The sequence below is a fragment of the Actinomycetes bacterium genome, from assembly GCA_024222295.1.
Classification (GTDB): Bacteria; Actinomycetota; Acidimicrobiia; order Acidimicrobiales; family Microtrichaceae; genus JAAEPF01.
This window is the reverse complement of sequence record JAAEPF010000070.1, coordinates 1-21,131: the sequence shown is the minus strand read 5'-3', so window position 1 is coordinate 21,131 and position 21,131 is coordinate 1. Positions and strand designations below refer to the sequence as shown.

General features: G+C 68.0%; 32 protein-coding genes. 24 read left to right on the top strand and 8 right to left on the bottom strand.

Annotation, left to right across the window (positions count from 1 at the left end; genetic code table 11):
* The first annotated feature begins 103 nt into the window (after positions 1-103).
* From GY812_16520 to GY812_16450, 15 genes are all read left to right on the top strand, one after another.
* Positions 104-604 carry a hypothetical protein gene (locus GY812_16520; protein MCP4437088.1) on the top strand — a complete coding sequence of 167 codons (501 nt, stop codon included), beginning with the start codon at positions 104-106 and terminating at the stop codon, positions 602-604.
* Positions 604-1,062 (top strand): phosphatase, encoded by a 459-nt coding sequence (locus tag GY812_16515; protein ID MCP4437087.1) that lies wholly within the window; start codon positions 604-606, stop codon positions 1,060-1,062. The genes GY812_16520 and GY812_16515 overlap by 1 nt, the downstream gene beginning before the upstream one ends.
* Positions 1,063-1,357: 295 nt before the next feature.
* A complete protein-coding gene (locus GY812_16510; GenBank protein MCP4437086.1) occupies positions 1,358-2,563 on the top strand; it encodes a phosphoadenosine phosphosulfate reductase family protein in 1,206 nt (401 codons plus the stop codon).
* A 129-nt stretch (positions 2,564-2,692) separates the two neighbouring features.
* On the top strand, positions 2,693-3,565 hold the full coding sequence (locus tag GY812_16505) for a 3'-5' exonuclease (GenBank protein ID MCP4437085.1): 873 nt from the start codon (positions 2,693-2,695) through the stop codon (positions 3,563-3,565).
* A 272-nt stretch (positions 3,566-3,837) separates the two neighbouring features.
* Positions 3,838-4,059 carry a hypothetical protein gene (locus GY812_16500; protein ID MCP4437084.1) on the top strand — a complete coding sequence of 74 codons (222 nt, stop codon included), beginning with the start codon at positions 3,838-3,840 and terminating at the stop codon, positions 4,057-4,059.
* Positions 4,060-4,138: 79 nt separating this feature from the next.
* Positions 4,139-4,759 (top strand): hypothetical protein, encoded by a 621-nt coding sequence (locus tag GY812_16495; protein MCP4437083.1) that lies wholly within the window; start codon positions 4,139-4,141, stop codon positions 4,757-4,759.
* Entirely contained in the window at positions 4,756-5,331 is a 576-nt protein-coding gene (locus GY812_16490) for a hypothetical protein (protein MCP4437082.1), read from the top strand. Before GY812_16495 ends, GY812_16490 begins: the two co-directional genes overlap by 4 nt.
* On the top strand, positions 5,328-5,606 hold the full coding sequence (locus tag GY812_16485; GenBank protein MCP4437081.1) for a hypothetical protein: 279 nt from the start codon (positions 5,328-5,330) through the stop codon (positions 5,604-5,606). The genes GY812_16490 and GY812_16485 overlap by 4 nt, the downstream gene beginning before the upstream one ends.
* The gene (locus GY812_16480) at positions 5,606-5,845 is read left to right on the top strand and encodes a hypothetical protein (GenBank protein MCP4437080.1); all 240 of its coding nucleotides are present in this window, start codon (positions 5,606-5,608) and stop codon (positions 5,843-5,845) included. Before GY812_16485 ends, GY812_16480 begins: the two co-directional genes overlap by 1 nt.
* The gene (locus GY812_16475; protein ID MCP4437079.1) at positions 5,838-6,206 is read left to right on the top strand and encodes a hypothetical protein; all 369 of its coding nucleotides are present in this window, start codon (positions 5,838-5,840) and stop codon (positions 6,204-6,206) included. The genes GY812_16480 and GY812_16475 overlap by 8 nt, the downstream gene beginning before the upstream one ends.
* A 446-nt stretch (positions 6,207-6,652) precedes the next feature.
* The gene (locus GY812_16470; protein MCP4437078.1) at positions 6,653-6,892 is read left to right on the top strand and encodes a hypothetical protein; all 240 of its coding nucleotides are present in this window, start codon (positions 6,653-6,655) and stop codon (positions 6,890-6,892) included.
* A complete protein-coding gene (locus GY812_16465) occupies positions 6,889-7,089 on the top strand; it encodes a hypothetical protein (protein ID MCP4437077.1) in 201 nt (66 codons plus the stop codon). The genes GY812_16470 and GY812_16465 overlap by 4 nt, the downstream gene beginning before the upstream one ends.
* Positions 7,090-7,194: 105 nt before the next feature.
* Positions 7,195-7,530 (top strand): hypothetical protein, encoded by a 336-nt coding sequence (locus GY812_16460; protein ID MCP4437076.1) that lies wholly within the window; start codon positions 7,195-7,197, stop codon positions 7,528-7,530.
* A gap of 184 nt (positions 7,531-7,714) precedes the next feature.
* Positions 7,715-8,050: a hypothetical protein gene (locus GY812_16455; protein ID MCP4437075.1), complete on the top strand. Its 336-nt coding sequence runs from the start codon at positions 7,715-7,717 to the stop codon at positions 8,048-8,050.
* 521 nt (positions 8,051-8,571) lie between these two features.
* The gene (locus GY812_16450) at positions 8,572-9,282 is read left to right on the top strand and encodes a hypothetical protein (protein ID MCP4437074.1); all 711 of its coding nucleotides are present in this window, start codon (positions 8,572-8,574) and stop codon (positions 9,280-9,282) included.
* A gap of 365 nt (positions 9,283-9,647) precedes the next feature.
* Here the strand turns inward: GY812_16450 and GY812_16445 are convergent, their stop codons facing one another.
* Positions 9,648-10,403 carry a hypothetical protein gene (locus GY812_16445; GenBank protein MCP4437073.1) on the bottom strand — a complete coding sequence of 252 codons (756 nt, stop codon included), beginning with the start codon at positions 10,401-10,403 and terminating at the stop codon, positions 9,648-9,650.
* Positions 10,404-10,461: 58 nt separating this feature from the next.
* Between GY812_16445 and GY812_16440 the strand changes: the two genes are divergently transcribed.
* Genes GY812_16440 through GY812_16415 form a run of 6 tightly spaced genes read left to right on the top strand, consistent with a single transcriptional unit; the run spans position 10,462 to position 14,496 of the window.
* A complete protein-coding gene (locus GY812_16440; protein ID MCP4437072.1) occupies positions 10,462-10,902 on the top strand; it encodes a hypothetical protein in 441 nt (146 codons plus the stop codon).
* 56 nt (positions 10,903-10,958) lie between these two features.
* On the top strand, positions 10,959-11,774 hold the full coding sequence (locus GY812_16435; GenBank protein ID MCP4437071.1) for a hypothetical protein: 816 nt from the start codon (positions 10,959-10,961) through the stop codon (positions 11,772-11,774).
* Entirely contained in the window at positions 11,774-12,058 is a 285-nt protein-coding gene (locus GY812_16430; GenBank protein ID MCP4437070.1) for a hypothetical protein, read from the top strand. Before GY812_16435 ends, GY812_16430 begins: the two co-directional genes overlap by 1 nt.
* A gap of 4 nt (positions 12,059-12,062) precedes the next feature.
* Positions 12,063-12,356, top strand: coding sequence for a hypothetical protein (locus GY812_16425; GenBank protein MCP4437069.1), 294 nt, complete (start codon positions 12,063-12,065; stop codon positions 12,354-12,356).
* A gap of 2 nt (positions 12,357-12,358) precedes the next feature.
* A complete protein-coding gene (locus tag GY812_16420) occupies positions 12,359-12,880 on the top strand; it encodes a hypothetical protein (protein ID MCP4437068.1) in 522 nt (173 codons plus the stop codon).
* Complete coding sequence (locus GY812_16415) at positions 12,880-14,496, top strand: hypothetical protein (protein ID MCP4437067.1); 1,617 nt, start codon at positions 12,880-12,882, stop codon at positions 14,494-14,496. The genes GY812_16420 and GY812_16415 overlap by 1 nt, the downstream gene beginning before the upstream one ends.
* Here the strand turns inward: GY812_16415 and GY812_16410 are convergent.
* Together GY812_16410 and GY812_16405 are read right to left on the bottom strand one after the other, a co-directional pair.
* Positions 14,468-14,827 (bottom strand): hypothetical protein, encoded by a 360-nt coding sequence (locus tag GY812_16410; GenBank protein ID MCP4437066.1) that lies wholly within the window; start codon positions 14,825-14,827, stop codon positions 14,468-14,470. The genes GY812_16415 and GY812_16410 overlap by 29 nt on opposite strands.
* A complete protein-coding gene (locus GY812_16405; protein MCP4437065.1) occupies positions 14,828-15,187 on the bottom strand; it encodes a hypothetical protein in 360 nt (119 codons plus the stop codon). It lies immediately after the preceding gene.
* A gap of 46 nt (positions 15,188-15,233) precedes the next feature.
* On the opposite strand from GY812_16405, the gene GY812_16400 reads away from it, so the two are divergent.
* Genes GY812_16400 through GY812_16390 form a run of 3 tightly spaced genes read left to right on the top strand, consistent with a single transcriptional unit; the run spans position 15,234 to position 18,905 of the window.
* Complete coding sequence (locus GY812_16400; GenBank protein ID MCP4437064.1) at positions 15,234-17,636, top strand: hypothetical protein; 2,403 nt, start codon at positions 15,234-15,236, stop codon at positions 17,634-17,636.
* A gap of 10 nt (positions 17,637-17,646) precedes the next feature.
* Positions 17,647-18,294 carry a hypothetical protein gene (locus GY812_16395; GenBank protein MCP4437063.1) on the top strand — a complete coding sequence of 216 codons (648 nt, stop codon included), beginning with the start codon at positions 17,647-17,649 and terminating at the stop codon, positions 18,292-18,294.
* Between the two features lie 2 nt (positions 18,295-18,296).
* Positions 18,297-18,905, top strand: coding sequence for a hypothetical protein (locus tag GY812_16390; protein MCP4437062.1), 609 nt, complete (start codon positions 18,297-18,299; stop codon positions 18,903-18,905).
* Here the strand turns inward: GY812_16390 and GY812_16385 are convergent.
* From GY812_16385 to GY812_16365, 5 genes are read right to left on the bottom strand one after another with little or no spacing between them, the layout of a single operon-like run.
* Complete coding sequence (locus GY812_16385; GenBank protein MCP4437061.1) at positions 18,866-19,621, bottom strand: hypothetical protein; 756 nt, start codon at positions 19,619-19,621, stop codon at positions 18,866-18,868. The two genes, GY812_16390 and GY812_16385, sit on opposite strands and share 40 nt — an antisense overlap.
* Positions 19,621-20,073: a hypothetical protein gene (locus GY812_16380; protein MCP4437060.1), complete on the bottom strand. Its 453-nt coding sequence runs from the start codon at positions 20,071-20,073 to the stop codon at positions 19,621-19,623. Before GY812_16380 ends, GY812_16385 begins: the two co-directional genes overlap by 1 nt.
* Positions 20,063-20,440 (bottom strand): hypothetical protein, encoded by a 378-nt coding sequence (locus GY812_16375; GenBank protein MCP4437059.1) that lies wholly within the window; start codon positions 20,438-20,440, stop codon positions 20,063-20,065. The genes GY812_16380 and GY812_16375 overlap by 11 nt, the downstream gene beginning before the upstream one ends.
* The gene (locus tag GY812_16370; GenBank protein ID MCP4437058.1) at positions 20,440-20,790 is read right to left on the bottom strand and encodes a hypothetical protein; all 351 of its coding nucleotides are present in this window, start codon (positions 20,788-20,790) and stop codon (positions 20,440-20,442) included. Before GY812_16370 ends, GY812_16375 begins: the two co-directional genes overlap by 1 nt.
* Positions 20,787-21,008 (bottom strand): hypothetical protein, encoded by a 222-nt coding sequence (locus GY812_16365; protein ID MCP4437057.1) that lies wholly within the window; start codon positions 21,006-21,008, stop codon positions 20,787-20,789. The genes GY812_16370 and GY812_16365 overlap by 4 nt, the downstream gene beginning before the upstream one ends.
* Positions 21,009-21,131: the final 123 nt, after the last annotated feature.

Genomic DNA, 21,131 nt, shown 5'->3' with positions numbered 1-21,131 from the left:
TCGGCTTCTGGCTCGGGCTCCACACCGGAGGTGTGCTCTGACCCCCATCGACTTCCTGCTCGCTGCCCTGTCGCACGCCTACGAGAACGCCCACGACGCTGGCGTGGACGACGACTACGCCCACGAGGCGGCCATCGGCAACATCACCTACGCACTGCTCGTCGGCGACGCCGACAGCATCCCTGAGTCGGGCTTCCTCGACGCGGAGTTCTTCCAGGTGATCCTCGAGTGCGACGACCACCCGGTGGAGCGCTCCTACGCGCTGCGCGCCGCATCCTCGCCCACGAAGGCGAAGGCGAACGACCTCGCCCTGCGCGTCGGGTGCGCTGACCTGGCGAAGGGGCGCACCGAACCCTTCACCGTCGGCGAACTCCGCCCCTACCTGAGCGAGGCCCTGATCCGCTTCACCGGCGCCACCGTCCCGCACTCCGTCTGCCCATCGTGCGAGACGCGCATCGACCTCCACGACTTGAAGGACGCGGAGTCCTTCTCGCAGGTGGAGGTCTACGACCACATCCGGGCCCAGCACCCCGAACTCATCGTCCACCACGGGAAGGCAACGCTCTTCCCCTTCGTCCCCATCCACTTCGGGGAGCCGTCCTGATCTACCTCGACACCATCCAAGGGGACCTGCTCGAGCTCGCCGACAACGGCGAGTTCGACGTGATCGTCCATGGCTGCAACTGCTTCTGCATCTTCGGCGCAGGCATCGCCAAGCAGATCCGCGAGCGCTTCCCTGCCGCCTACGACGCTGACCTCGCCACCGAGAAGGGCGACGCCGGCAAACTCGGCACCTGCAGTTACGCGGTCTGTCCGACCAGCTCCGGCTCCGTCGTCGTCGTCAACGCCTACACCCAGTTCGGATTCGCCTATGGGCGTACCGTCGTGGACTACGACGCCATCGAGTCCTGCTTCGAGTGGGTCGCTCAGCAGTTCGCGGGCGAGCGCATCGGCGTCCCCCGCATCGGCGCCGGCCTCGCTGGCGGCGACTGGCCCATCATCGCCAACATCATCCAGCGGGAGCTGGTCGGCGAGGACATCACCCTCGTTGAGCTGCCATGAGCCGCCAACGTGAAGCGCCGCCCCTCGGGAGAAGGGCGGCGCTGCCGATCTGGGTAGGAGGTAGCTGGGAGGACCGGCGACGCCCAACGCCTACGAGGGTAGTCGCTCCTCCCGTCGCTGTCGACCGGCTCGAGCGGGCAGAACAGCGCCTGCTCAACGGCGAGTCGTGGGAGTCCGTCGCGTGGGGGATGGGCCTCTCCGTCCTCCACCTGCGGCGTCGGATGCACGAGGCTGGCTGCCTGCTCCCCGTAGGCGGCAGCCGCATGGAACTGGTACACGTTGACGAGGAGGTCCCGTGAACAAGAGACCTCACCCTGCGGAGGGATTGATGTCCTGCACCCACTGCGACAGCGAAACCGCCGAGCTCACCTACCAGCACCACTGCGATGGGCTCGTAGCTGAGCTTCGCGAGCACATCGACGGTCGACCCCTCATCGTCTCCATCTCTGGCGGCAAGGACTCCACGGCGACGTGGCTCTTCCTCCGAGAGCTGGGGCTCGACGTGCACGCCTGCATCCACATGGACACGGGGTGGGAGCACAAGGCCACCGTCGAGTACCTCCGCACCACCGTCGTCCCGCTGGTCGGCGAGCTCAAGGTGCTCCGCGCGGAGTTCGACCTACCCAACGACCTCGAGCGCATCGCCCAGGGCTTCGAGGAGCGCCTGGGGTTCCACTCCGCCATGGTCAGGCTCCTGCTCAAGAAGGGCATGTTCGCCTCGCGACGGCGACGCTTCTGCACGCAGCAGCTCAAGGTCTTCCCGAGCCGGGACTACTTCGCCACGCTCGAGGATGAACCCATCTCTGTCGTGGGCATCCGCGCCGCGGAGTCCGCCTCGAGAGCCAAGTACCCGGAGTGGGAAGAGTCCGACCTCGAGTGCGAGATCTGGCGACCGCTCCTACGGTTCAGCGAGAAGGACGTCATCGACATCCACACCGCCCACGGCGTGCGCCCCAACCCGCTCTACCTCGAGAAGGCCTCGAGGGTCGGCTGCTGGCCCTGCGTGTTCGCCCGGAAGGCGGAGCTCAAGTGGCTCTCCGAGTTCGACCCCGACAGGGTCGCCATCCTGCGAGACCTCGAGGAGGTCGTCGGTGACCTCGCTGAGGCCAGATGGGCGAAGAAGGGAGAGAGGCGCGACACGTGGACTCGACCCACCTGGTTCCAGAACCCCACGCCAGCTCGCCGCGACCTCGGCTGGGAATGCATCACCTGCGGCGAGACCTGGGGACCGCAGAGCAGCGCCGGCATCGGCACGCACACCTGCCCTGACATCGTCGACGACCCCCTCGACCCGTGCGGTGTCACCCGCTCCCCCGTGCAGAAGGTGACGAAGCACGACGGTAGCTGCTGGCCCATCGACCGGGTCATCCAGTGGAGCATCACCGCCTGGGGAGGCCGGCAGTTCGAGCTCTTCGCCGCCGGCGAGAACGAACGCGGCTGCCTCCGATGGGGCCTCTGCGACACTGGCGTCGAACCTCTCACCAACACGGAGACGCCGTGACCCTGCAGACCCGCCGAGCCATCACCATCTTCGGCGCCATCTTCGGCGCCTGCATCATCGCCTTCGCCACCTGGGTGTAGTGGACACGTCCACTCTCCCGCAGTACGTTCGCATCAGGAGGTAGCGCGCATGTCCCTTGCAGGGCTCGAGCTAGCCGTGATCGACTTCGAGGCGACCGGTCTCGAGGACCACGACCAGATCATCGAGGTGGCAGTCATCCACGTGGAGCTCGGCTACAAGGCCTTCCCGCGCGTGGCCTTCTACTCCCGCGTCAAGCCCAGCGTCCCGATGTCGGAGGGGGCGAGCAAGATCACCGGCATCACCGACTCACACCTCGCCGAGGCGCCAACCTGGGACGAGGTGGAGACGGGCTTCTGGGAGGCCGTCGGGGAGAGGAACCTCGTCGCCTACAACGCCCCCTTCGACCACGCCCTGCTCAAGAGGCAGTCGGGCGACCCCGACTCGGTGCCGGACTTCGCAGACTGGGTCGACCCGCTGGTGATGGTCAAGGTCGTCGGTCGCTACGAGAGCCACAGCCTGGTCTCCGCCTGCCAGCGGCGCGGCATCACCTTCCCGCCGCACGGTGCGGTCGGCGATGCGATGGGCACCGCCCTGCTCCTCGAGCCCGTGATGCGCGAGACCGCCAAGCACCTCACCGAAGTGCCGAGCCCAAGCCAGCTCTGGGGCTCGCTCGAGCCCTACCTCAAGTGGCAGCAGGAAGCCGCCGTGAAGGACGAGGCGCAGTTCTGCGCGTACCTGCTCAAGAAGGGCGCGGCCCGGCGCCGGGCTCGACCAGACTGCCCCTGGCACGAGGCGTCGAAGCTCGAGCTTCCGCACTGGCCCGAACCTGAGCCGGTGTTCGGACGTTGCCTGCGCTGCGGCTCGCAGGTGCTCTACGACATCGGCGAGGGCGGCGCGCTGCTGCTCCTCGAGAAGACCGACGACCCGGCGGCCGGCGATCAGGGCCTTGCACCGCACACCTGTGGGGACGAGGCCCTATGATCCCGCTGATGTACGACCCACGCACCGATCTCCGCGACTGGCTTGTCGAGCAGGACATCGTCCTGTGCATCTGGTGGGGATGGCTCGCTGCCTGCGACAACGTGGCGGTCGCATGAAGTGCAACCTGCCCCACGGCTGTGTCGAGAAGGGACGCTGCGAGCGTCTCGTCGGCACCTGCCCATACGCCCCGTTCAGCGTCATCCGCGCCAACATCGCGCGGAGGGAGCGGACGTGGGCACCTACTGAACAGTCCATCCTTCAAGGAGGTAGTGATGGCACAGCAGCAGAAGAAGGTGGGGCTCGAGCCCCAGCACCTCGGGGAACAGGCGGTTCTCGCCGTCCGGGCGGAGAAGCACCAGGACGCCGCGCACCTGTTCGACTCCGCAGCGGAGATGGCGACGAGCCGGGGTGAACCCTGGCGGGCGAAGGCCTACGCCGCCGCCGCCGAGAACGCACGAGCTCGCTCCCTCCTCCGCGCCTTCGGTCGGCGCTGATGGAGACCACCCCCGGCATCATCCTCGGATGCGTCGTGGCGATGCTCATTCTCGCCTGCCTTCTCTCAGGGGACGACCGATGATCCCCTACGCCTCGAGGACTGGCACCCGACGCAACCTCAAGGTCCTCAGGGACAACGGGTGGCGGCTGATGGTCTCCGCTCGAGGCGTGCTCAGGAACGAGGGCTTCCCCTACTCCCTCGACAACGGAGCCTGGACCGCCTTCCAGAAGGGAGAACCCTTCGACGAGAAGGCCTTCGTCAAGGCGGTCGACCTCCTCGGAGCCAACGCCGACTTCGTCGTCGCACCCGACATCGTCGCCGGCGGGGTCGCCTCTCTCGCCAAGTCCGTGAGTTGGCTGGCCTGGTGCCTCGAGCGCACCGAGCTCGTGCTCATCGCTGTGCAGGACGGGCTCACCGCTGGCCAGGTCATGCCCTACCTGGGACCGCGGGTCGGCGTCTTCCTCGGCGGCTCCACCGACTGGAAGCACAACACCATGCGCGCATGGGGCGACACCGCTCGAGCCTGCGGTGCCTACTTCCACGTCGGACGGATCAACTCCGCGCGCTTCATCCGCAGGTGCCACGACGCTGGTGCCGACTCCTTCGACGGGTCCGGCCCGTCCCGCTTCGCTGTCGAAGCTGAACGGCTCTCCCGTGAGCTTCAGCAGCAACCCCTCTTCCGAGGCATCCCCGCATGAGCCACAAGGTCGTCCTCCTCTTCTCCGGTGGCGTCGACTCCACCGTCCTCGCACACCTCGCCCTCGAGCGAGACCTGGAGCTCGTCTGCCTCCACTTCCGCTACCTCCAGCCAGCAGGCGGGCAGGAAGCGGAAGCGGCCATCCGCTGGTGCCACAAGCACGGCGTCAAGTTGATGACCCGGAGCATCACCCTCTGGGGGCTCGAGGACATGCACGCCGAGCCAGGCGCGGTCGGGCCGCGGGTCGTCCCCCTCCGCAACCTCTGCATGCTCGCGCTCGCCGCCAACTACGCCGCAGGCATCGGAGCCAAGGAGGTCTGGTTCGGGGCCAACCTCGACGACCACAAGGACTACCTCGACTGTCGCCCGTACTTCGTCCAGGAGTTCGGCCTCGTCGTCAGCCAGCAGATCGGCATCGTCATCCGGGCGCCGCTCATCACCATGACGAAGACCCAGATCCTCGAGCGCGCTGACCAGCTCGACGTTGACCTCGAGGCCTGCTGGTGGTGCTACGCGCCCGTCGACGGCAAGCCCTGCGGAACCTGCAACTCCTGCCGGAGCAACCAGCGATGATGCGCCGACTCATCTGGGGAACCCTCGACCACATCACCCGCCCGAGCCGCCGTCGCTACGAGCAGCTGGAGGAGCGGAACCTGCGGCTCCAGGCCCAGGTGGCCCGCGAGACGAAGCGCCGGGTGCAGACCTTCGACAAGCTGCAAGACCTCCGCTTCGCCGCGAAGCGTGCAGTCATCAACGCCACCCGAGCAGGGGATGGGACCGTAGTCGAGGTCGAGTACGACTTGATCGCGACGCTCGTCGCCCTCCTCCCCACCGACAGGATGGACTGATGCACGACCATGACCTCTTCTGCCTCTTCGGGCTGTTCTGCTTTCTCTTCTTCACGATCCCCGCTGCCGTGGTGTGGTTGCGCGAGCCGCTCCCGCCGAGGCCCTTGGCCCCCTGGCCTGGCTTCTTCCGGGCAAGCGCCGCCTACATGGCCGGGCACCCCCGGTGGGTCTTCTTGGCGGGGCTGCCACGCGCATGGTGGCGGTTCCAGGTGGTGGCCGAGGTGGTGGCCGATGGCTGACCTCGACGTGCTCGTCCACGTCTTCGACTCGATCATCGACGGCGACCGCTTCTGCATCCACTGCAACCACTGGTCGCTGCTCTCCGCCCCCGTGTGCCCCGCCCGCGTCCAGCAGGCGCTCGACGCTGCCCGCGAGGAAGGGCGGCGCGCGGGGCTGGAGGAGTCGAAGAAGGTCTGCACCGACGCAGCCAAGCGCTACAAGCACGGGCTCGACGGGCAGGTGGGAGAGGACCTCGCTGAGTCCGAGGGCTTCATCCACGGGCTGGAGTCGGCGGCGATGTGGATCGGCCTCCTGCTGGACCCGCCGGAGGTGGCCGCGAAGGACGTGGAGTCGTGGCTGAAGGGCGACACCGATGGCTGACCGCTACGTCCCCGCCTCCCAGCTCAAGCACGAGCAGTCCCGCGCGCACCTCCTGCGCCCTCGCGGGAAGACAACCTACTGCTGGCTCTCCATCGCCAGCCCAACCCCGAGCACCCTGCCGCTGTGCCAGGCGTGCGAAGCCGCCGCGCGTAAGGCCGGCATCGAGGTGACCCCGTGAGAACCATCACCATCGATCGACCGGGACCGCTTCACGGCGTCTCGATCAGCATCCACCAGTGCGGGACGGGCTTACCTCCCGACCGCCAGGGCATGGCCCCGGCGAGCTGCTCGACGTGGCTCCGCTTCGATTCTGCCGGCCCTAGCGGCTGGTGGCGTCCGATGCTGCGGAGCCAGCACAAGATCCGCGCATGGCTCGACACCGTCTCCGAGGTGGTGGACGTGGTGCAGGGCTGCGACCTGTGGATGCCTGCCGTCGAGGTGACCCCGTGACCGACGCCGAACGCATCGAGCAGATCCGCGACCACTGCATCATCTGGGACAACCAGGACGGACTGTGGCTCCTCGAGCGCCTCGCCGCCGTCGAGCGGGAGCGGAACGCCTACAAGGGGATCTCCGACACCTACCTCACCGAAGCCGGACTTCGCACGAAGGAGCGCGACGAAGCCCGCGCCGAGGTCGAGCGGCTGCGCCGGGAGCTCGCCGCCCTCGACAAGGAGAAGCCATGAACCTACACGACATCAACCCCCCGGAAGGCTGGAGCGAGGCACCGGCCGCCAGCCCTGACCGCAGGGACTTCATCCACAACAGCGGGCGCGTGCTGCGCTGCCGCGCGATGGACGGCGGCAAGGTCGCCTGCCGGTGGGAGCGCGGGCTGATGATGCTTCGCGCGGCCGACCTCCTGCACTGGATGGCGACCACATGAGCCTCCTCCTCGCATGGGCGCTCATCGCCCACTACGACCGGGTCGGCTGGCCCGAGCCCGACTGCCCCGAAGACATCGACGACGAGGTCGATGAAGGACTCAGCCATGAGTGAGAAGCTGACGATCGAGCGGGTGCGCGAGCTTACCCATGCCGGTGATGTGGAGTGCTCCGTCTGTGGGCTCAACCACGATGGGCGCTGCCCATACGCCCTGAACACGAACCCTGGCCGCCTCGTGGCCGAGCGTGACTCCACGATCGCCAACCTCGCTCGTCTCGTGCTGGAGCAGGCCGAGCGCATCGCCACGCTTGAGGGGCTGCTGCGCGAGACGGAGTGGTGCTCCGATGGGCTGGGCGGTGGGTGGTGCCCATTCTGTGAAGAGCCGCCCCCACACCACGCCGACGACTGCCGCCTGGCTGCGGCGCTGGAGGCAGCACCGTGAGGACCTGCGGCCACGACGGCGGGGGCTACATCCTCCGCGACTACATCAAGGCGCCCACCATCTGCACCCGACCCGCCGGTCACGACGGCAAGCACTCCTGCGAGGTCCCCGTCAGGAACCACGCCGGGGAGCCCCTCGCCCTCGTGGCAACCATCGTCTGGGGCCCGAGCCGGAAGCTAGGGACGTGACCTACGCCCAGATGCGAGAAGCCATGCGGCGACTGCGAGCTGGCGAAGACCAGGACACCGTCGCCAGCAGCTACGACAAGACCTGGAGGCAGCTCTACATGCTCCTCTACAAGCACTACAACTTCTCCGCTCGAGAGGCCGGCTGCGGCAAGACCCCAGGACCCAAGCACGGCGCCACACGCATGGCCAGGCTCAACCCCGACGACGTCCGCACCATCCGACAGCGGGTCAGGGAAGGGGAGACACCGAACGCCATCGCCCAGGACTACCCAGTCTCCGGCGCTGCCATCCGCGCCATCCTGCGAGGCAGGACCTGGAAGCACGTCGCCTGATCCACCCCGCGTGTTACCCTAAGGGTACGAAATCCCTCCGGAAGCAGTTCTCAGCCGTGACGGGGTTTCCCCTCTGATCCACATGGATCACCCCTGGATCACCACTGGATCACCCCTCTATGCCCCACCAGCAGGGCGTTTCCGGGGGGCCTGATCCACTGATCCAGCCGACCCACCTCCCCAGAGGGGCTCGGAAGAAGTTGCATATAGCCGTGGCTACTGGGTGGTTATCCACAGCCCAGAACCACCCGCGAATCCCCTCCAGCTGCAGCTCGAGAGGACTTATCCACAGTGTAGACGTGGCTATATGCAAGTTGTTGGGTCGCGTATAGAACCCTCTTCTAGTGGATCAGTGGATCACCCCCTACTTAGATAGGCTCTACGAGGGAAAGGAGAGGTGATCCACACCCTGATCCACTAGTGATCCACCTGGATCAGGGCCTGTCCCCATAGGCTGAGGGGGTGCTTCCTCGCCCGATCGATAGGCAGGGACTACCGTAGAGCCACCAGAACCTGTAGACATGGCTCCAACGGACAGGGTTCGGAGAGGGGTGATCGTGCGACCGCTCGTGGAAGAGATGCTGCCCCTGCAGGTGGCCCAGCTTGGGAGGCTCGCGGCGGGAACCAACCGCGCCAAGGTCACGGCCACCATCGACGTCGTGGAGCTCGGCCTGAAGATGAGAGTGCGGATGGACCTCGAGCGGAACCTGCTGTCCCTCGACCTACCCGGACTGGGATGGACCACCCTCGGCTACAGGCGACACCTCGTTGAGTGCCACCTACCCCATGGCGGAACCGTGGCCGCCTTCCAGGTGCAGTGCCCATGCGGACGCTTTGCGGGGACCGTATACCTGCAGCGGACCGGCGAGCTCGGCTGCCTCGACTGCACCAAGGCGACCTATGGACGGGGAGTCGTGTCGCGCCGGCTGGGGGTAGCGAAGCCCAGGAGCCAACTCCAGGCCGGCGAGCTGGGGCGCGTGGTGACCGCGGCGATGTCCGGGCACCGTGGAGCTCGAGCCGCCCTCGAGGACGAGGGGATGCTCCCGCGGCGGACCATGCCCTCGCTGAAGAAGGAGCGCGACCTCGAGGTGCGCTTCACCGTCCGCCCGCTGACCAAGAGCCCGAAGCTCCACGACCACCTGGGGGAGGAGGCGCTGCCCGAGCAGTACCGGAACAGCTACGTCAAGCCCGAGCGGCTCCGCCAGCTCTGGGGGCGGCAGGGGGAGGAGTAGTGCGCGTCGCCATCGACCTGAACAGCACCCTCGGCTCCCACCCGCTCAGGTGCTGGGGGTGCGGCGCGTGCCAGTCGTCGCCCTTCGGTAGCCTCCGCCTATGCTTCCGCTGCTGGTCCCTGTGGACCATCGACTGCGAGGGCGAGAACCTCGAGGCCAAGCGGGCCTGGATGGCCGAGGTCAGGGAGAGGAAGGGCCCGCCCCCGAGGGAGCAGTAGGCTATGCTCCCCACGGCGAGCCGAAGCTGAGGGTTATCGCCTGATTCGCGCAGGGGACTCTCCCCTGAACCTTCCCTCGGCGCCCCTTGTTCGCCACCCCCTGACCTCCGCCGGGACTCGACCTGCACTTCAGCAGCCCGGTGGGGGTCAGAACTCCAGCGCCTGGAGCCAGTCCACGCTGACGGCTCGGTGCCCGACGACGACCGCGTTCTCCTCGAGCCACTCCGCCGAGAGCGATGCCGTCCCTCGAGTCGGCCGCCCGCCGGCCGCCTTGATGGCGGCGAGCTCGTGGTAGAGCCTCGCCATCCCGTTGCCCATGCCCCAGTCCCCCCAGGTCACGAGGTGGATGCGGTCGCCGAGCATGAGCAGGACGAAGGCGTAGCCGCCCATGTCCTCCCACAGGTCGAAGGCGCGCGCCTGGTGCTCGTGGAGCTGGGAGAGGATGTGCCAGCGAGCCTCCGAGGTCTGCTTGGCCTCGAAGAGCACCGCCACCTGCTGGGACGTGGAGCGCAGCAGCCCGTGGTAGTCGGGCTCGGCCTCGTCGGCGAAGATGACCCTGCCGTCCTTCCCGCGGACCACGCGCGGGTTGGTCTTCTGCACGTAGCAGGCGCCCTGCTCCCGGTAGCGGCGGTGGAGCAGCCGAAGCATCTCCTCGAGCTCCATGCCGCGGTTCGCGTGCGTCGCCGACTTCGGGCTGGGCTGGGGAGGGGCGTTGACCGGGACGTAGGCCGGCGCAGGCCGGCGGGGCGGCCGGCGTCGTGCACGTGCCGCCAGCCGCTCGAGCGAGACGTTCCGCGCGTAGCTGGCGCCGGGCAGGCCGGCGAGCTTCGCCAGCTGGCTGCGGTCGCCTTGTTCGAGGGCCTGGTTGATGCTGTCGAGGTGCTGCTCGAGGAGGTCGTCCATCCGGCGATGGTACTCGCCCGTGGGCCAGCCGTCCTGCGCTGCGCTACCATGGCCTCTGATGTTCGACCCTTCCGACAGGCAGATGGACTTCGCCCTGGTGGCGCAATGGTGCTACCGCCGCGGCTGGGTGATGCCCGCCGACTGGGTGCTGCGCGCAGGGAACGAGCCCGACCTCGAGGACAAGGATCCCCTCCCGCAGATGGAGGACCCGCTGACGATGTCGGAGTGGAACGCCTGGCTCGAGGACGACGACTTCTGGGGCTGGTGGCAGACCCAGGCGCCATGGACGCAGGAGCTCGACCGGGTCGCCGTCGCCGGCCTCGACCACCTCTTCTGGTCCGGGCTCGGCCGAGGCATGGCGATGGGGGAGAGCTACGCCTTCAGCACCTACGCCAAGATGAAGAGCGACGAGGCGATGATGGGCAAACTCGACAGCGCCACGGGGGCCCTGCAGGACTGGCTCACCCAGAGGGTGAACCCATGGACGGCGAAGGAGTAGCGTCGTGACAGCGTAGCGACGGGGTGCTACCCTCCGGGCCAACAGCGAGGAACAGCATGGAGAACGTCGACATCCTGGGTGGCTCGAGCGACCTGGCCAACGAGATCCTGGGGGAGGCTCAGGCGAGGCTCCGGGCACAGCGCCCTGTCCAGGACATCGACCCCGAGGAGCAGGACTTCGTCATCGATCAGCACTACCTGATCGAGCTCGCCAACGAGTTCATGACAGGTCGACTGCCCGACCCCAGCGAGGCCGACAACTGGACCGGGCACCGCATCTACCGCTTCTCCTGGGATGCCGCTCTCTCCAACCTGCTCGGCAAGGTGCTCCCGATGGGCGTGCACTTCATGCTGCACAACGCCCTGAAGCACGGCATCGACGCCCACTCCAAGGTCCAGACCAACGGCAACTGGGTGCTCCACCGCTACGCCGCGGTCTACAACGACCGGGAGCGGTACAAGACCACGGGCATCGAAGGCGAGTGGGAGGTCCGGGTCGGCGGCGGCCGGAAGATGACCGCCCGCTCGCACCCCAAGCGCCGGAAGCGGCTGCGCGAGCGGTTCCTCGTGGTGCACTTCGAGATCATCGACACCTTGGGCAACGAGGACCTGCTCTACGAGAACGGTCGCCCGGTGGGCACGCAGCCCAACCGCGCCGCCCTCCCCAAGGAGGTCATCGACCTGCTCACCCGTGCCGCCACGGCAGACCACGCGGTCGCCGGGGCCAGCCAGCTCGCCGAGGAGAACGCGGAGCTGCGCTCCCAGGTCGCCGACCTCGCTGCCAAGATGAACGACATCATCGCCGCGCTCCCGCCCAGCAAGCGGAAGAGCCTGACCACGAAGGCGCCGTCGACCCCGGAGGACGAGGGCTGATGCCTGTCTTCCGCCGCAAGACGCTGAAGAGCATCAGCCTGCAGGAGCAGGCGTTGCAGCGCAGCATCGACCCTGGCCTGATGGTCAAGGTGCACAAGGCGGTCGCCGTCTACGGTGTCGCCGGTCCCGACTACCTCCTGGTGGAGGCGACGGCGTGCGGTGAGACCGTGGTGATGCAGGCAGCGGAGGACCCTGCGGCTGTCATCGCCGCCGTCCAGCAGGCTGGCGCGAGGCTTCACCGGAAGGTGCAGGAACTGAAGGGCCCCGCGGGGGCCGAGGAGTAGCAGGATGGCCATCGACTACAGCAACGGCTTCGGCGGGCTCGAGGAGTTGAGCAAGGCGCAGGGCAGCGCCATCGTGGCGCTCGCCCGGAAGCAGGCCTACGACTTCTACCTGCAGTCGAAGGACCTGTCGGCTCGGAGCGTGAAGCTCGCCGGCGTGAAGGTCGATGGCCGGACCCTCGATGCGCTCATCCGGAAGGGCTACCTCGTCAAGGTCGCCACGGGCGAGGACACCATCCGCTTCCGCATGGCGTCGGCGGTCTCGCGTGAGCTCGGGGTGCTCATCGCCGACGAGGGCTGACCGTGGCGCAGGTTCGTACCTACCGGAAACTGCTCGCGAACGTGTCGGGCGGGTCGGTCGACATGAACGTCGACGGCTCGAGCACCGACGTGGTCTTCCACCAACAGGCCTCGAACCGCGGGCAGGTGGTGACCATCGACGAGGTGCGGTTCGTCTTCCGGTCGACGGGCATGGACCTGTCGACCACGGAGGTACAGAACTTCGGTGCGGTGGGCGCTGCCCTGACCACCGGTCTCCTCTTCCAGGCGGACATCGGCGACAACAACATCAACCTCTTCTCCGAGGTGGTCACCCGGATGTCGGACCTCTGGCGCTACTGCGAGGAGGACGTGGTCAACATGGTCGACGGCTACCCGTCCAACGTGGACCTCGCCGTCTTCCGCTGGGTGCCGACCCGGCCGTTGGTGCTCACCTGGAACCAGCGGGCCCAGACGACTGCGGACCGCATCACGGTGACGGTGCAGGACGACCTGACGAGCCTCGACCACTTCCAGGTCCAGGTCATCGGAGAGGAGCGGCTGTAGTGGTCGCTGCCTCGCTCGGCAACATCCTCGCCGTGCCGGGGCAGTTCATCTGCAGGCTCCCCATCGCCGACGAGCAGGGGAGGCTCCGGGCGTTCAACACGCCCTTCGACGAGCAGATCCTGGCGCTCGACGACTTCACCTCGCCGGGTGTGGAGACGGTCGGGCACCTGAAGCCGCGCCAGATCGGGGACACCACGGTGGCCACGGCGGCGCTCTTCTGGCTGGTGTACACGGCATCGGACCCGCTGAAGGCGCTCATCGCCGCCAACGACGACGACGCCACCGACAGCATCTTCCGCCGCATCAAGCTCTTCAACGATGGCCTGCCGCCCCAGCTGCAGCGGAGGCTCGAGCGGTCGAACCGTCGCGAGCTCATCTTCGCCGACACCGGCGCTGGCATTCGGGTCCTGACCGCGGGCGGCAAGGGTCACGGGCGGTCGTTCACCTTCCAGATCCTGATGCTCGACGAGTTCGCCTACTGGCGGCATCCGGAGGCGGTGCACGCCTCGCTGCAGTCGACCCAGCACGACGGCCCCTACCGCCGGACTTGGTACATCTCGACGCCGAACGGGCCAGGCAACCTGTACGCGACGAAGATCATGGCCATCCGGAAGGCGTGGCAGTCGGGCGACCCGAGCGTGCGGTTCCGCTTCTTCCGCTGGGCGGACCACCGGAAGTACCAGTCCGCCTTGCCGGAGGGGTGGGAGCCCGACGACGACGAGCTCAAGCTGGCGGAGACGCACCTGCATGTGCCGCTCTTCCCTGGCGAGGACAGCGAGAAGGTCATCCGTGCTCGAGCCCTTCGCCAGCTCGCGTGGAGGCACGAGAAGATCTACGGGGTGAAGGGCATCGGGGAGAGCAACTTCCGGCGGGAGTTCCCGCTCACCGTGGAGGACGGGTTCAGCGTCTACGAGGGCGCCTGGTTCGACGTGAGCTACCTCAACGAGGTGCTCGCCGAGGTGAGCCCTGGGATGACGGGCGAGGTCCGCATCTACAAGAAGCCACAGCCGGGCATGGCCTACGCCGCGGGGGTCGACCCGGCGTGGTGCAACGGGGGCGACGACGCCGTCTGCCAGATCCTGGACGAGTGGGGCGAGCAGGTGGCGGTGGTGAGCACCAACTTCGGCGGGGAGGACCGCTTCGCCTACGTCGCTGCCGCCGTGATCCGTCGCTACAAGGCGCTGACGCTGACGGAGGGGAACCCCGGTGGTGCGGGGAAGACCGTGCTGAAGATCTTCCGGAAGGAGGGCGTGCGGCTGGCCTCGACCTGGGACCCGGCGACAGGTCGGGCGGCCGGCGACTGGACGACCGGGAAGGGGAACAAGAACGACGGCTACGCCCACCTCCGGCAGGTGGTGAACGGCGACGGTCTCACCCTCGTGGACCCGCAGACCATCGAGCAGATGATGCACATCCGCGAGGAGGACGGGAAGCTCGAGGGGCAGGACGGCTACCACGACGACCACCCGATGGCGCTGATGCTGGCGGAGCAGGCGCGTCAGATGCTGCCGACCAGGAAGGAGCGGTCGCAGGCGTTCCGTCGGAAGCGGCGGGCTCGGCCGAGCCCGTTCACTGCGCTCGACCCGACTACGCGGTCAGGTGTACGAGGACGCTGACGGCACCGGTGGGGGCGGTGGTGCCGGAGGTCCCCTTGTCGGTGACGCAGGCCATGGCGAGACCGTTGGCCAGGGTCCATCCCACCTTGTTGCCCCACTCGATGGTGGAGTTGGCCGGGCAGGGGAAGAGCCACTCGGGGGCGGTGGTGCCGTTGGTGACGGCGGCGGTGGCGTCCCAGACCCTGACGTAGACCTGGGCGGAGTCCTCGTTGACGATCTTCACGAGGTAGAACGTGGTGCCGGTCTCGTAGACGACGGTGTCGGCGAGCGCGGTGTCGGCGACGTCGGTGTCACCGATGAGGGTGGGCAGGGTGCGCGAGGTCGAAGCCATCTACTTCATCACTCCGGTGATGCCGAAGTTGCCGCCCGAGGGGCTGGTGGTGCCGGCGGTGCCGGCCTCCTGCACCGCTCGCCAGGTGACCCCGGTGGAGAACTGGAAGCCCTGGGTGCAGGTCACGACGTGCCTCTCCCCGTTGGGGACCTTCAGGATGAGGACCGGGTCGTCGGAGGCGGAGGCCTCGGTCACGTCGTAGACCTTGGCGTAGTTGGCCTGGGAGGCAGCGTTGTTGATGTCGAGCGAGTAGAGCTTCGCGGCCCCGCCGTAGAGGTCGGAGTCTGCTGTGGTGCTCGCGGCGGTCTGATCCGCGATGCGAGTGGTGAAGCCATCGGGGTTCGAGCGGGTCAGTGCCATGGGCGCAGCCTATCATGCGCTTCGCGACGCTGTTACGATGGGCGCGATGGACCCATCGACCTACGACTTCGAGAACGACAAGCTCCCGCCGAAGGACGTGCTCGAGCAGGTGGTGGCGCACGATGCCCGCATCCGCGAGCACCACGCGAACTGGGCGCTCTTCGACGCGATGTACAACACCGAGTTCTGGGAGCACATCCAGGGCGCGGAGACGGCTCGGGCGACCGAAGGTGGGTTGTCCCTCTCGTCGACCTTCACCGACCGCATCGAAGTGAACCGCGTGAAGCCGGCGGTGTCAGCCTACCTGGCGTCGCTCTTCCCGCGCGCCCTGCAGGCGACCTTCTTCGCTGACCCAGCTGGCCACGGCGACCCGTCGAAGGCCCAGCTCGTCATCGAGCGGTGGATCAACACGTCCGGGTCGAAGGCCGACATCAGCGATGGCTCGAGGCAGACCCTCATGTGGGGGATGTGCGGGTCGAAGGTCTTCCACCGTCCGGGGACAGCGAGCGCGCTCGACCGCGTGGAGCTCCGCATCTTCCCGCGGTGGGAGTTGGTGGTCGACGACAAGGTCCACCACCGGAAGGACCAGCGCTTCATCGGGCACATCTACGACAAGCCGGTGCACGAGGTCGAGGAGGAGTACGACCTCAAGGGGCTCAAGGGTCAGGAGCAGCGCGACTTCCTGAGCAGCAACGACCCGGCGGGGGCGAAGACCTCGCACAAGCAGAACGAGCGCATGGACGAGGAGGCTCCGTCGGACGCCACCAAGTTCGTCCGGGTGCTCGAGCTGATCAACCTCGTCGACGACTACGTGGACAGCGAGAGCGGGCAGACCTTCAAGGGTCGGCTCGAGATCTACGTCTTCGGCCAGAACGGGGACGTCTACCGGAAGCCGGTCTGGCTGGGTCCGCTGCCCTACGCGAAGGCCGACGGGAGCCCGCGCCCGCACATCAACGCGCTGGTGTTCGACCACAAGGCGTCCTACCCGCTGCGCGGGCTGCCCTACGTTCGCCAGATCGCGCCCCAGCAGACCGAGCTCAACGTCTTCCGGTCGAAGAACGCGAGCGACGCGCGGCGGGACGCCCGCCAGTACGCCGCCCACCCGAAGGCGTTCAAGAAGAACACGCTCACCGACCTCGAGGAGGGGAAGGAGGGCGTGGTGCACGTGGTGCACGACGACTTCCCGCCGGCGTTGATGGACAAGGCCATCGTCCCCATCAGGAACGGCGAGGTGAGCCGGAGCATCATCGACCACGCCCAGAAGGTGGAGCAGGAGCTGCAGGGCCAGATGGTGCTCTCGCCTGGCGGTCGGATGGAGGTGAGCAAGGCGACCGCCTACGAGGTGCAGAACGTCGAGCGCTACTCCGAGACGGAGTTCGGTCGGTACGCCGCGGCGCGTGACGCCTGGCTCGAGGAGACCTACCACCTCGTCCTGCGGGCGGTCATCGCAGCGATGCAGGACCCAGGCGAGGCGGAGGCCGGTCAGTTCGACGACGTCGAGGCAGACCTCGCCCCGGTGGGCGCGAGCGACGACAGCGGTGACCAGCCCGAGGTGGACCTCGAGGCTGAGGTCGCCATGGTTCTCGAGGACGACGGGGAGGACCCCTTCGCCGAAGAGGAGCTCGAGGAAGACGAGCTCGTCGACGAGGACGAGCAGGACCTCCGCCCCCTCGACGAGGGCGAAGCGGACATGTCGCCCGAGGGACAGGTCGAAGAGGAGGAGGTCCTGCTTCTCGAGGCCTCGAGCACCGGGGTCGAGGTCGAGAAGGAGGGCGACCCGCTCCCGATGGTGGACGAGGAGGTCGTGCTCCCCGAGCAGGCGCTGATCCTCATCACCGAGGACCGCCGGCTCGTCGAGGTCTTCCCCCTCGACCTGGACGCAGCCTTCCGCATCGAGATCACCGAGGGCGGCCGGACGCCGACCAAGGAGGCCGAGGTCAAGGGCGCCATCGTGGCGCTGCAGCCCCAGATGCTCGAGATGTGGAAGTTGGCCACCGACGAGGCGGCTGGTCCCCTCCGGGTGTTCGGGCGGGAGTGGCTCCGCACCGTGGCGGAGCTGCACGACATGCCGCGCAGGCTGCACCCCGACTTCCTCTTCCAGCGGTGGGAGGAGATGCAGGAGGAGGAGCCCCAGGAGCCAGCTCCGGAGGCGCTCGAGGCGGCCGAGGCTCCCCCTGTCGAGGGGGAGAGCGGCGTTGGCCAGCACGCCCAGGTGCTGCAGATGGCGCTCGAGCTTCCGCCGGCGGACGCGATCAACCTGCTCATGCAGGCGTTCGGGAGCGACCCGCAGATCGCCCAGATGCTGCAGCAGGTGGGTGCGATGCCGCCGGAAGCCCAGATGGAGGGGCTCCAGGCCATCGTAGGCGCCATCGCCGAGATGCTGCAGGGTGCCGCGGAGTCTGAGATGGCTGGTGGCGGCATGCCGCCGGCCCCCAACGGGATGATGTAGGAGGTCCCCCGTGCCCAGTTACACCTTCACGTGCATCGGCGGCCACGACGTCGACCGCTTCTTCCAGCGACCCGCGCTGCGTCCCAAGGCGGTGCCCTGCCCGACGTGCAAGGGCGACGCCTACTACCGCCCGACCACCTGGACCGCGCCCGAGCCGGAGACCAAGCAGGAGGGGAAGGTGCTCTGGCGTGGGAAGCCGCCCTCGATGGCGCTGAAGCCCTTCCGCTGCCAGGCGTGTGAGCACGAGGAGATCATCGACATCGACTTCGATGCCGGCGAGACCACGGACCCGCGCCCCTGCACGCAGTGTGGTGGCGAGGCGCTGGTGCAGTTCCCCAAGGTGCCGCGCGACGAGCTCCTCCGGCGCGAGGTCGAGGACGGCGGCTACTACGACAACGGTCTGGGTCAGTGGATCACGGACAAGAAGCACCGCGCCGCGGTCTGCAAGGCGAAGGGCCTCATCCCGGTCGACGGTGACATCGACACGCGGGCCTTCGCTCGAGCCGAGCGGCAGCGCCACCTCGACGACGAGGCCATCATCTCCAACTACGAGGACGAGCTGGAGAACCACCCCAAGTTCCGCAAGTACCGCGAGATGCGGGACAAGGGCGCGTATGATGAGCTCCTCGCGGACCCCCTCGATGGACAAGGAATCTGACCATGGCTCGCCCGATGCCCGTACCCGCCGAAGCTGTCCCCATGGGTGGCGGCGGCCCGCCTCCCCCGATGAATGCCGGCAACCTCCCCCCCGGACCGGGGGCTCCTCCGCCGGGTGCACCTGCCCCGCAGGACGTGGCTGCCGCGGAAGCGGACGCCGGCCAGGCTGAGATGGAGGCGGTGGCGAAGGCCGCGCCCCACCCGAAGGAGCCGTACCCGCTCAACCGGATCAAGGCGCTGGTGGACGCGGTGAACGACTTCATCGACGCGCTCGAGGTGGGCCTCCCTCCGCTGGAGTGGGCTCCGCCGAGCGACGTGAAGACCTGGGCGCAGCCGCTGCCGCCCGAGGTGTTCCTGCCGATGTTCGCGATCTTCAAGCTCGCCGCGGACAGCGGGTTCGGGGACAAGTACCCCTACGACCTGCAGAAGCTCGAGACGCCGGGAGGCCTCGCCGAGTGCGTGGGGCTGATCAAGAAGATGGCGAAGGACAAGAAGCTCATCGAGGCGGCGAAGGGCATGGAGGGCGGTGGCCCTCCGAACCCGGACCTCGAGGAGAACGAGGCCCCGCCTCCTCAGGAAGAGCCGCCGGACGAGGTGCTCGAGGCGGTCTGAGCCCACTCGCCCAGGTCGATGCCATCGCGGCGCAGGCGCTCGAAGTCCTTGACCTCGACCTTGACCACGGTGCGCTCGCCCTTGCGGTTGAACAGGGGCACGACAGGCTTGCCGACGAGCCCCTCGGGGGCAACGTCAGTCCAGACGGATTGGAGGTGGCCACCCGCTACGTCAGCGATGGCGGCGCGCAGGGTGCCCACCACCCGGTTGCCCCAGGTCTTGAACTTGGATGTCACCCACAGCGGCACGACCTCCAGGCCCAGCTTGTCGGCGACGTCCTCGACGTTCTCGCGGTCCAGCCACCACTCGCCGACCTTCACGTCGAAGAGGATGAAGCCCTGGTCCGGGCGGTAGTTGCCGCCGCCCTTCTGGATCTTGGCGCCGTAGCCCTCGCCGTAGAGCGTGACCGGGCCGTCGAAGAGCGCGGGCAACTTCTCCCGCAGACCGAGCGCCTCGATGGCGTCGAGCAGGGTGGCGGGGATCTGGGCTCGGTCGGTACGACCGCCGACGGCGTAGCTCAGGGCGGGCAGGTTGCCTGAGTCGTCGGGAGGGTCGAAGGCCAACCCGATGCGGATGTTGGTGCCATCGACCTTCTCGGTCCACTCCCACTCGCAGTCGAGCAGGTACTCCAGCTCCGGGCGGGCGAACTCGCCGAGCAGGAAGCGGCCCTTCTGGTCGCGCTTGAAGACGCTCTGGATCTTGTGGTACTCGCGCATCACGGGTCCTCGGTCGGTGTGTTGGGAGCGCGCGCCTCGACCCACGCGAGCAGGACCCGGAAGGCCTCGGCGCGCTGGGCGGCCTCGTCTGGGGCGGTGCCGAAGAAGTCCGTCACCGTGAAGTTGGCAGTTTCCGTCCCCGTAAGTAGTGGTGTCGCCACCGGCCTGAAGAGCCCGAGGAGCGAGTAGAGGACCGGCACCGCCACGCCGCGCCAGCAGCCCTCCAGCGGCTGGGCGGGAGGCCGGAAGACGGCGACGAGGAGCTCGGCCTTGTAGATGCCGCAGGACTCCGTCGCGGACGCCTGGTAGGGCCGGCGGTAGAGCCGCGCGCCTGGCACCAGCTCGTGGAGCCTGAGGTGCCACTCACGGCGGACGAAGAGGATCTCAGCTGGGGGTTCCCAGTAGGTCTCGTCGTCGGTGGGCTCGGTGAAGGGGAGCTGCTCAGTCGTCACAGGGCACTTCCCAGGAGTCCTGGTCGATCCGGTAGCGGTCGCCGAAGCCCTTGCGCTTGCCCTCCGCGCAGGCCACGACGCGGTCCTTGATGCGGTCGTAGATGTGGGCGTTCTCGACCCCGTGGTTCTCGGAGATGAGGTGCGCCGCGTCCTTCGCCGCCTGGATGGTCGCGAAGTTGCCGACGTGGTCATCAGCGCCACCGCTTGGGTAGTAGGTGTCGAAGACGAAGAGCTGGTAGCGGTCAGCCTCGAGCGCTGCTCGCACCTTGCCTGGGCACAGGGCGTCCACGAGGGGCTCGGGGATGGGCTCCCGGCAGCCAGAGCAGATGTGGCCACCGTAGGCGTCGTGCTTCAGGTTGGCGCCCATCAGTTCCACCAAGGGAAGCACACGACCTTCTCGTCCTTCTCGACGGTCTCTCTGGCGACACCCATCGGCGTGCCATCCCGGCCCCGACGGGCCCCCTCGGGGCTCATGGAGACGAAGTCGCCAGCCCAGATCTTCTCCGCGGCGCGCGCGCTCCGGGTCATGTTGAGGGGTTCGGTCCCGGTGCTGAGCCCTCCCACCGTGTTGGTGTAGAGGACCTCGGCGTTGGGGTCGAGGATGGCGGAGGTGGGCTCCGGAGCCGGCGGCAGGCGGTCTTCGAGTTGGCGCACGGCTGGCGTGGCGAACAGGGCGGCGATGAAGCCGAAGAAGCCTCGGCGGCTGGGGCGGGTCATCGTCTCGGGTCCTCGGGTGCGGGGTCGCCGCTCGCGGCGGGGTCGGGGAAGTTGTTGCCCTTGGTGATGCCGCAGCGTCCGGTTGGAGGGGGCGCTGGAACGATCGGGGGCGTGGGGTAGGCGTCCCACCAGGCGCAGTGGGAGCCGAGGCAGACCCCCGGCGGGGTGGCAGGTCGAAGCAGGCGCGCGGCAGCGAAGATGGGGCAGATCTTGCTCACGGCTTGAGCTCCTCGAGCAGCGGCTCCGGCACGCGCAGGACCTTGCCGGCCTCGACCTCGTGGTGGCCCAGGTAGGGCTCGATGGTGTGGCCCTCGTAGTCGTCGCCCCACTTCTTCCAGATC

Excerpts from the sequence above, each read along its gene's own strand:
- GY812_16375 (MCP4437059.1), bottom strand. The coding sequence starts at position 20,440 with ATGGGCGCCAACCTGAAGCACGACGCCTACGGTGGCCACATCTGCTCT.
- GY812_16370 (MCP4437058.1), bottom strand. The coding sequence starts at position 20,790 with ATGACCCGCCCCAGCCGCCGAGGCTTCTTCGGCTTCATCGCCGCCCTG.
- GY812_16390 (MCP4437062.1), top strand. The coding sequence starts at position 18,297 with ATGGCTCGCCCGATGCCCGTACCCGCCGAAGCTGTCCCCATGGGTGGC.
- GY812_16425 (MCP4437069.1), top strand. The coding sequence starts at position 12,063 with ATGGCCATCGACTACAGCAACGGCTTCGGCGGGCTCGAGGAGTTGAGC.
- GY812_16445 (MCP4437073.1), bottom strand. The coding sequence starts at position 10,403 with ATGGACGACCTCCTCGAGCAGCACCTCGACAGCATCAACCAGGCCCTC.
- GY812_16430 (MCP4437070.1), top strand. The coding sequence starts at position 11,774 with ATGCCTGTCTTCCGCCGCAAGACGCTGAAGAGCATCAGCCTGCAGGAG.
- GY812_16475 (MCP4437079.1), top strand. The coding sequence starts at position 5,838 with ATGGCTGACCTCGACGTGCTCGTCCACGTCTTCGACTCGATCATCGAC.
- GY812_16495 (MCP4437083.1), top strand. The coding sequence starts at position 4,139 with ATGATCCCCTACGCCTCGAGGACTGGCACCCGACGCAACCTCAAGGTC.
- GY812_16465 (MCP4437077.1), top strand. The coding sequence starts at position 6,889 with ATGAACCTACACGACATCAACCCCCCGGAAGGCTGGAGCGAGGCACCG.
- GY812_16480 (MCP4437080.1), top strand. The coding sequence starts at position 5,606 with ATGCACGACCATGACCTCTTCTGCCTCTTCGGGCTGTTCTGCTTTCTC.
- GY812_16400 (MCP4437064.1), top strand. The coding sequence starts at position 15,234 with ATGGACCCATCGACCTACGACTTCGAGAACGACAAGCTCCCGCCGAAG.
- GY812_16440 (MCP4437072.1), top strand. The coding sequence starts at position 10,462 with ATGTTCGACCCTTCCGACAGGCAGATGGACTTCGCCCTGGTGGCGCAA.
- GY812_16490 (MCP4437082.1), top strand. The coding sequence starts at position 4,756 with ATGAGCCACAAGGTCGTCCTCCTCTTCTCCGGTGGCGTCGACTCCACC.
- GY812_16385 (MCP4437061.1), bottom strand. The coding sequence starts at position 19,621 with ATGCGCGAGTACCACAAGATCCAGAGCGTCTTCAAGCGCGACCAGAAG.
- GY812_16450 (MCP4437074.1), top strand. The coding sequence starts at position 8,572 with ATGGCTCCAACGGACAGGGTTCGGAGAGGGGTGATCGTGCGACCGCTC.
- GY812_16460 (MCP4437076.1), top strand. The coding sequence starts at position 7,195 with ATGAGTGAGAAGCTGACGATCGAGCGGGTGCGCGAGCTTACCCATGCC.
- GY812_16405 (MCP4437065.1), bottom strand. The coding sequence starts at position 15,187 with ATGGCACTGACCCGCTCGAACCCCGATGGCTTCACCACTCGCATCGCG.
- GY812_16500 (MCP4437084.1), top strand. The coding sequence starts at position 3,838 with ATGGCACAGCAGCAGAAGAAGGTGGGGCTCGAGCCCCAGCACCTCGGG.
- GY812_16410 (MCP4437066.1), bottom strand. The coding sequence starts at position 14,827 with ATGGCTTCGACCTCGCGCACCCTGCCCACCCTCATCGGTGACACCGAC.
- GY812_16435 (MCP4437071.1), top strand. The coding sequence starts at position 10,959 with ATGGAGAACGTCGACATCCTGGGTGGCTCGAGCGACCTGGCCAACGAG.
- GY812_16485 (MCP4437081.1), top strand. The coding sequence starts at position 5,328 with ATGATGCGCCGACTCATCTGGGGAACCCTCGACCACATCACCCGCCCG.
- GY812_16505 (MCP4437085.1), top strand. The coding sequence starts at position 2,693 with ATGTCCCTTGCAGGGCTCGAGCTAGCCGTGATCGACTTCGAGGCGACC.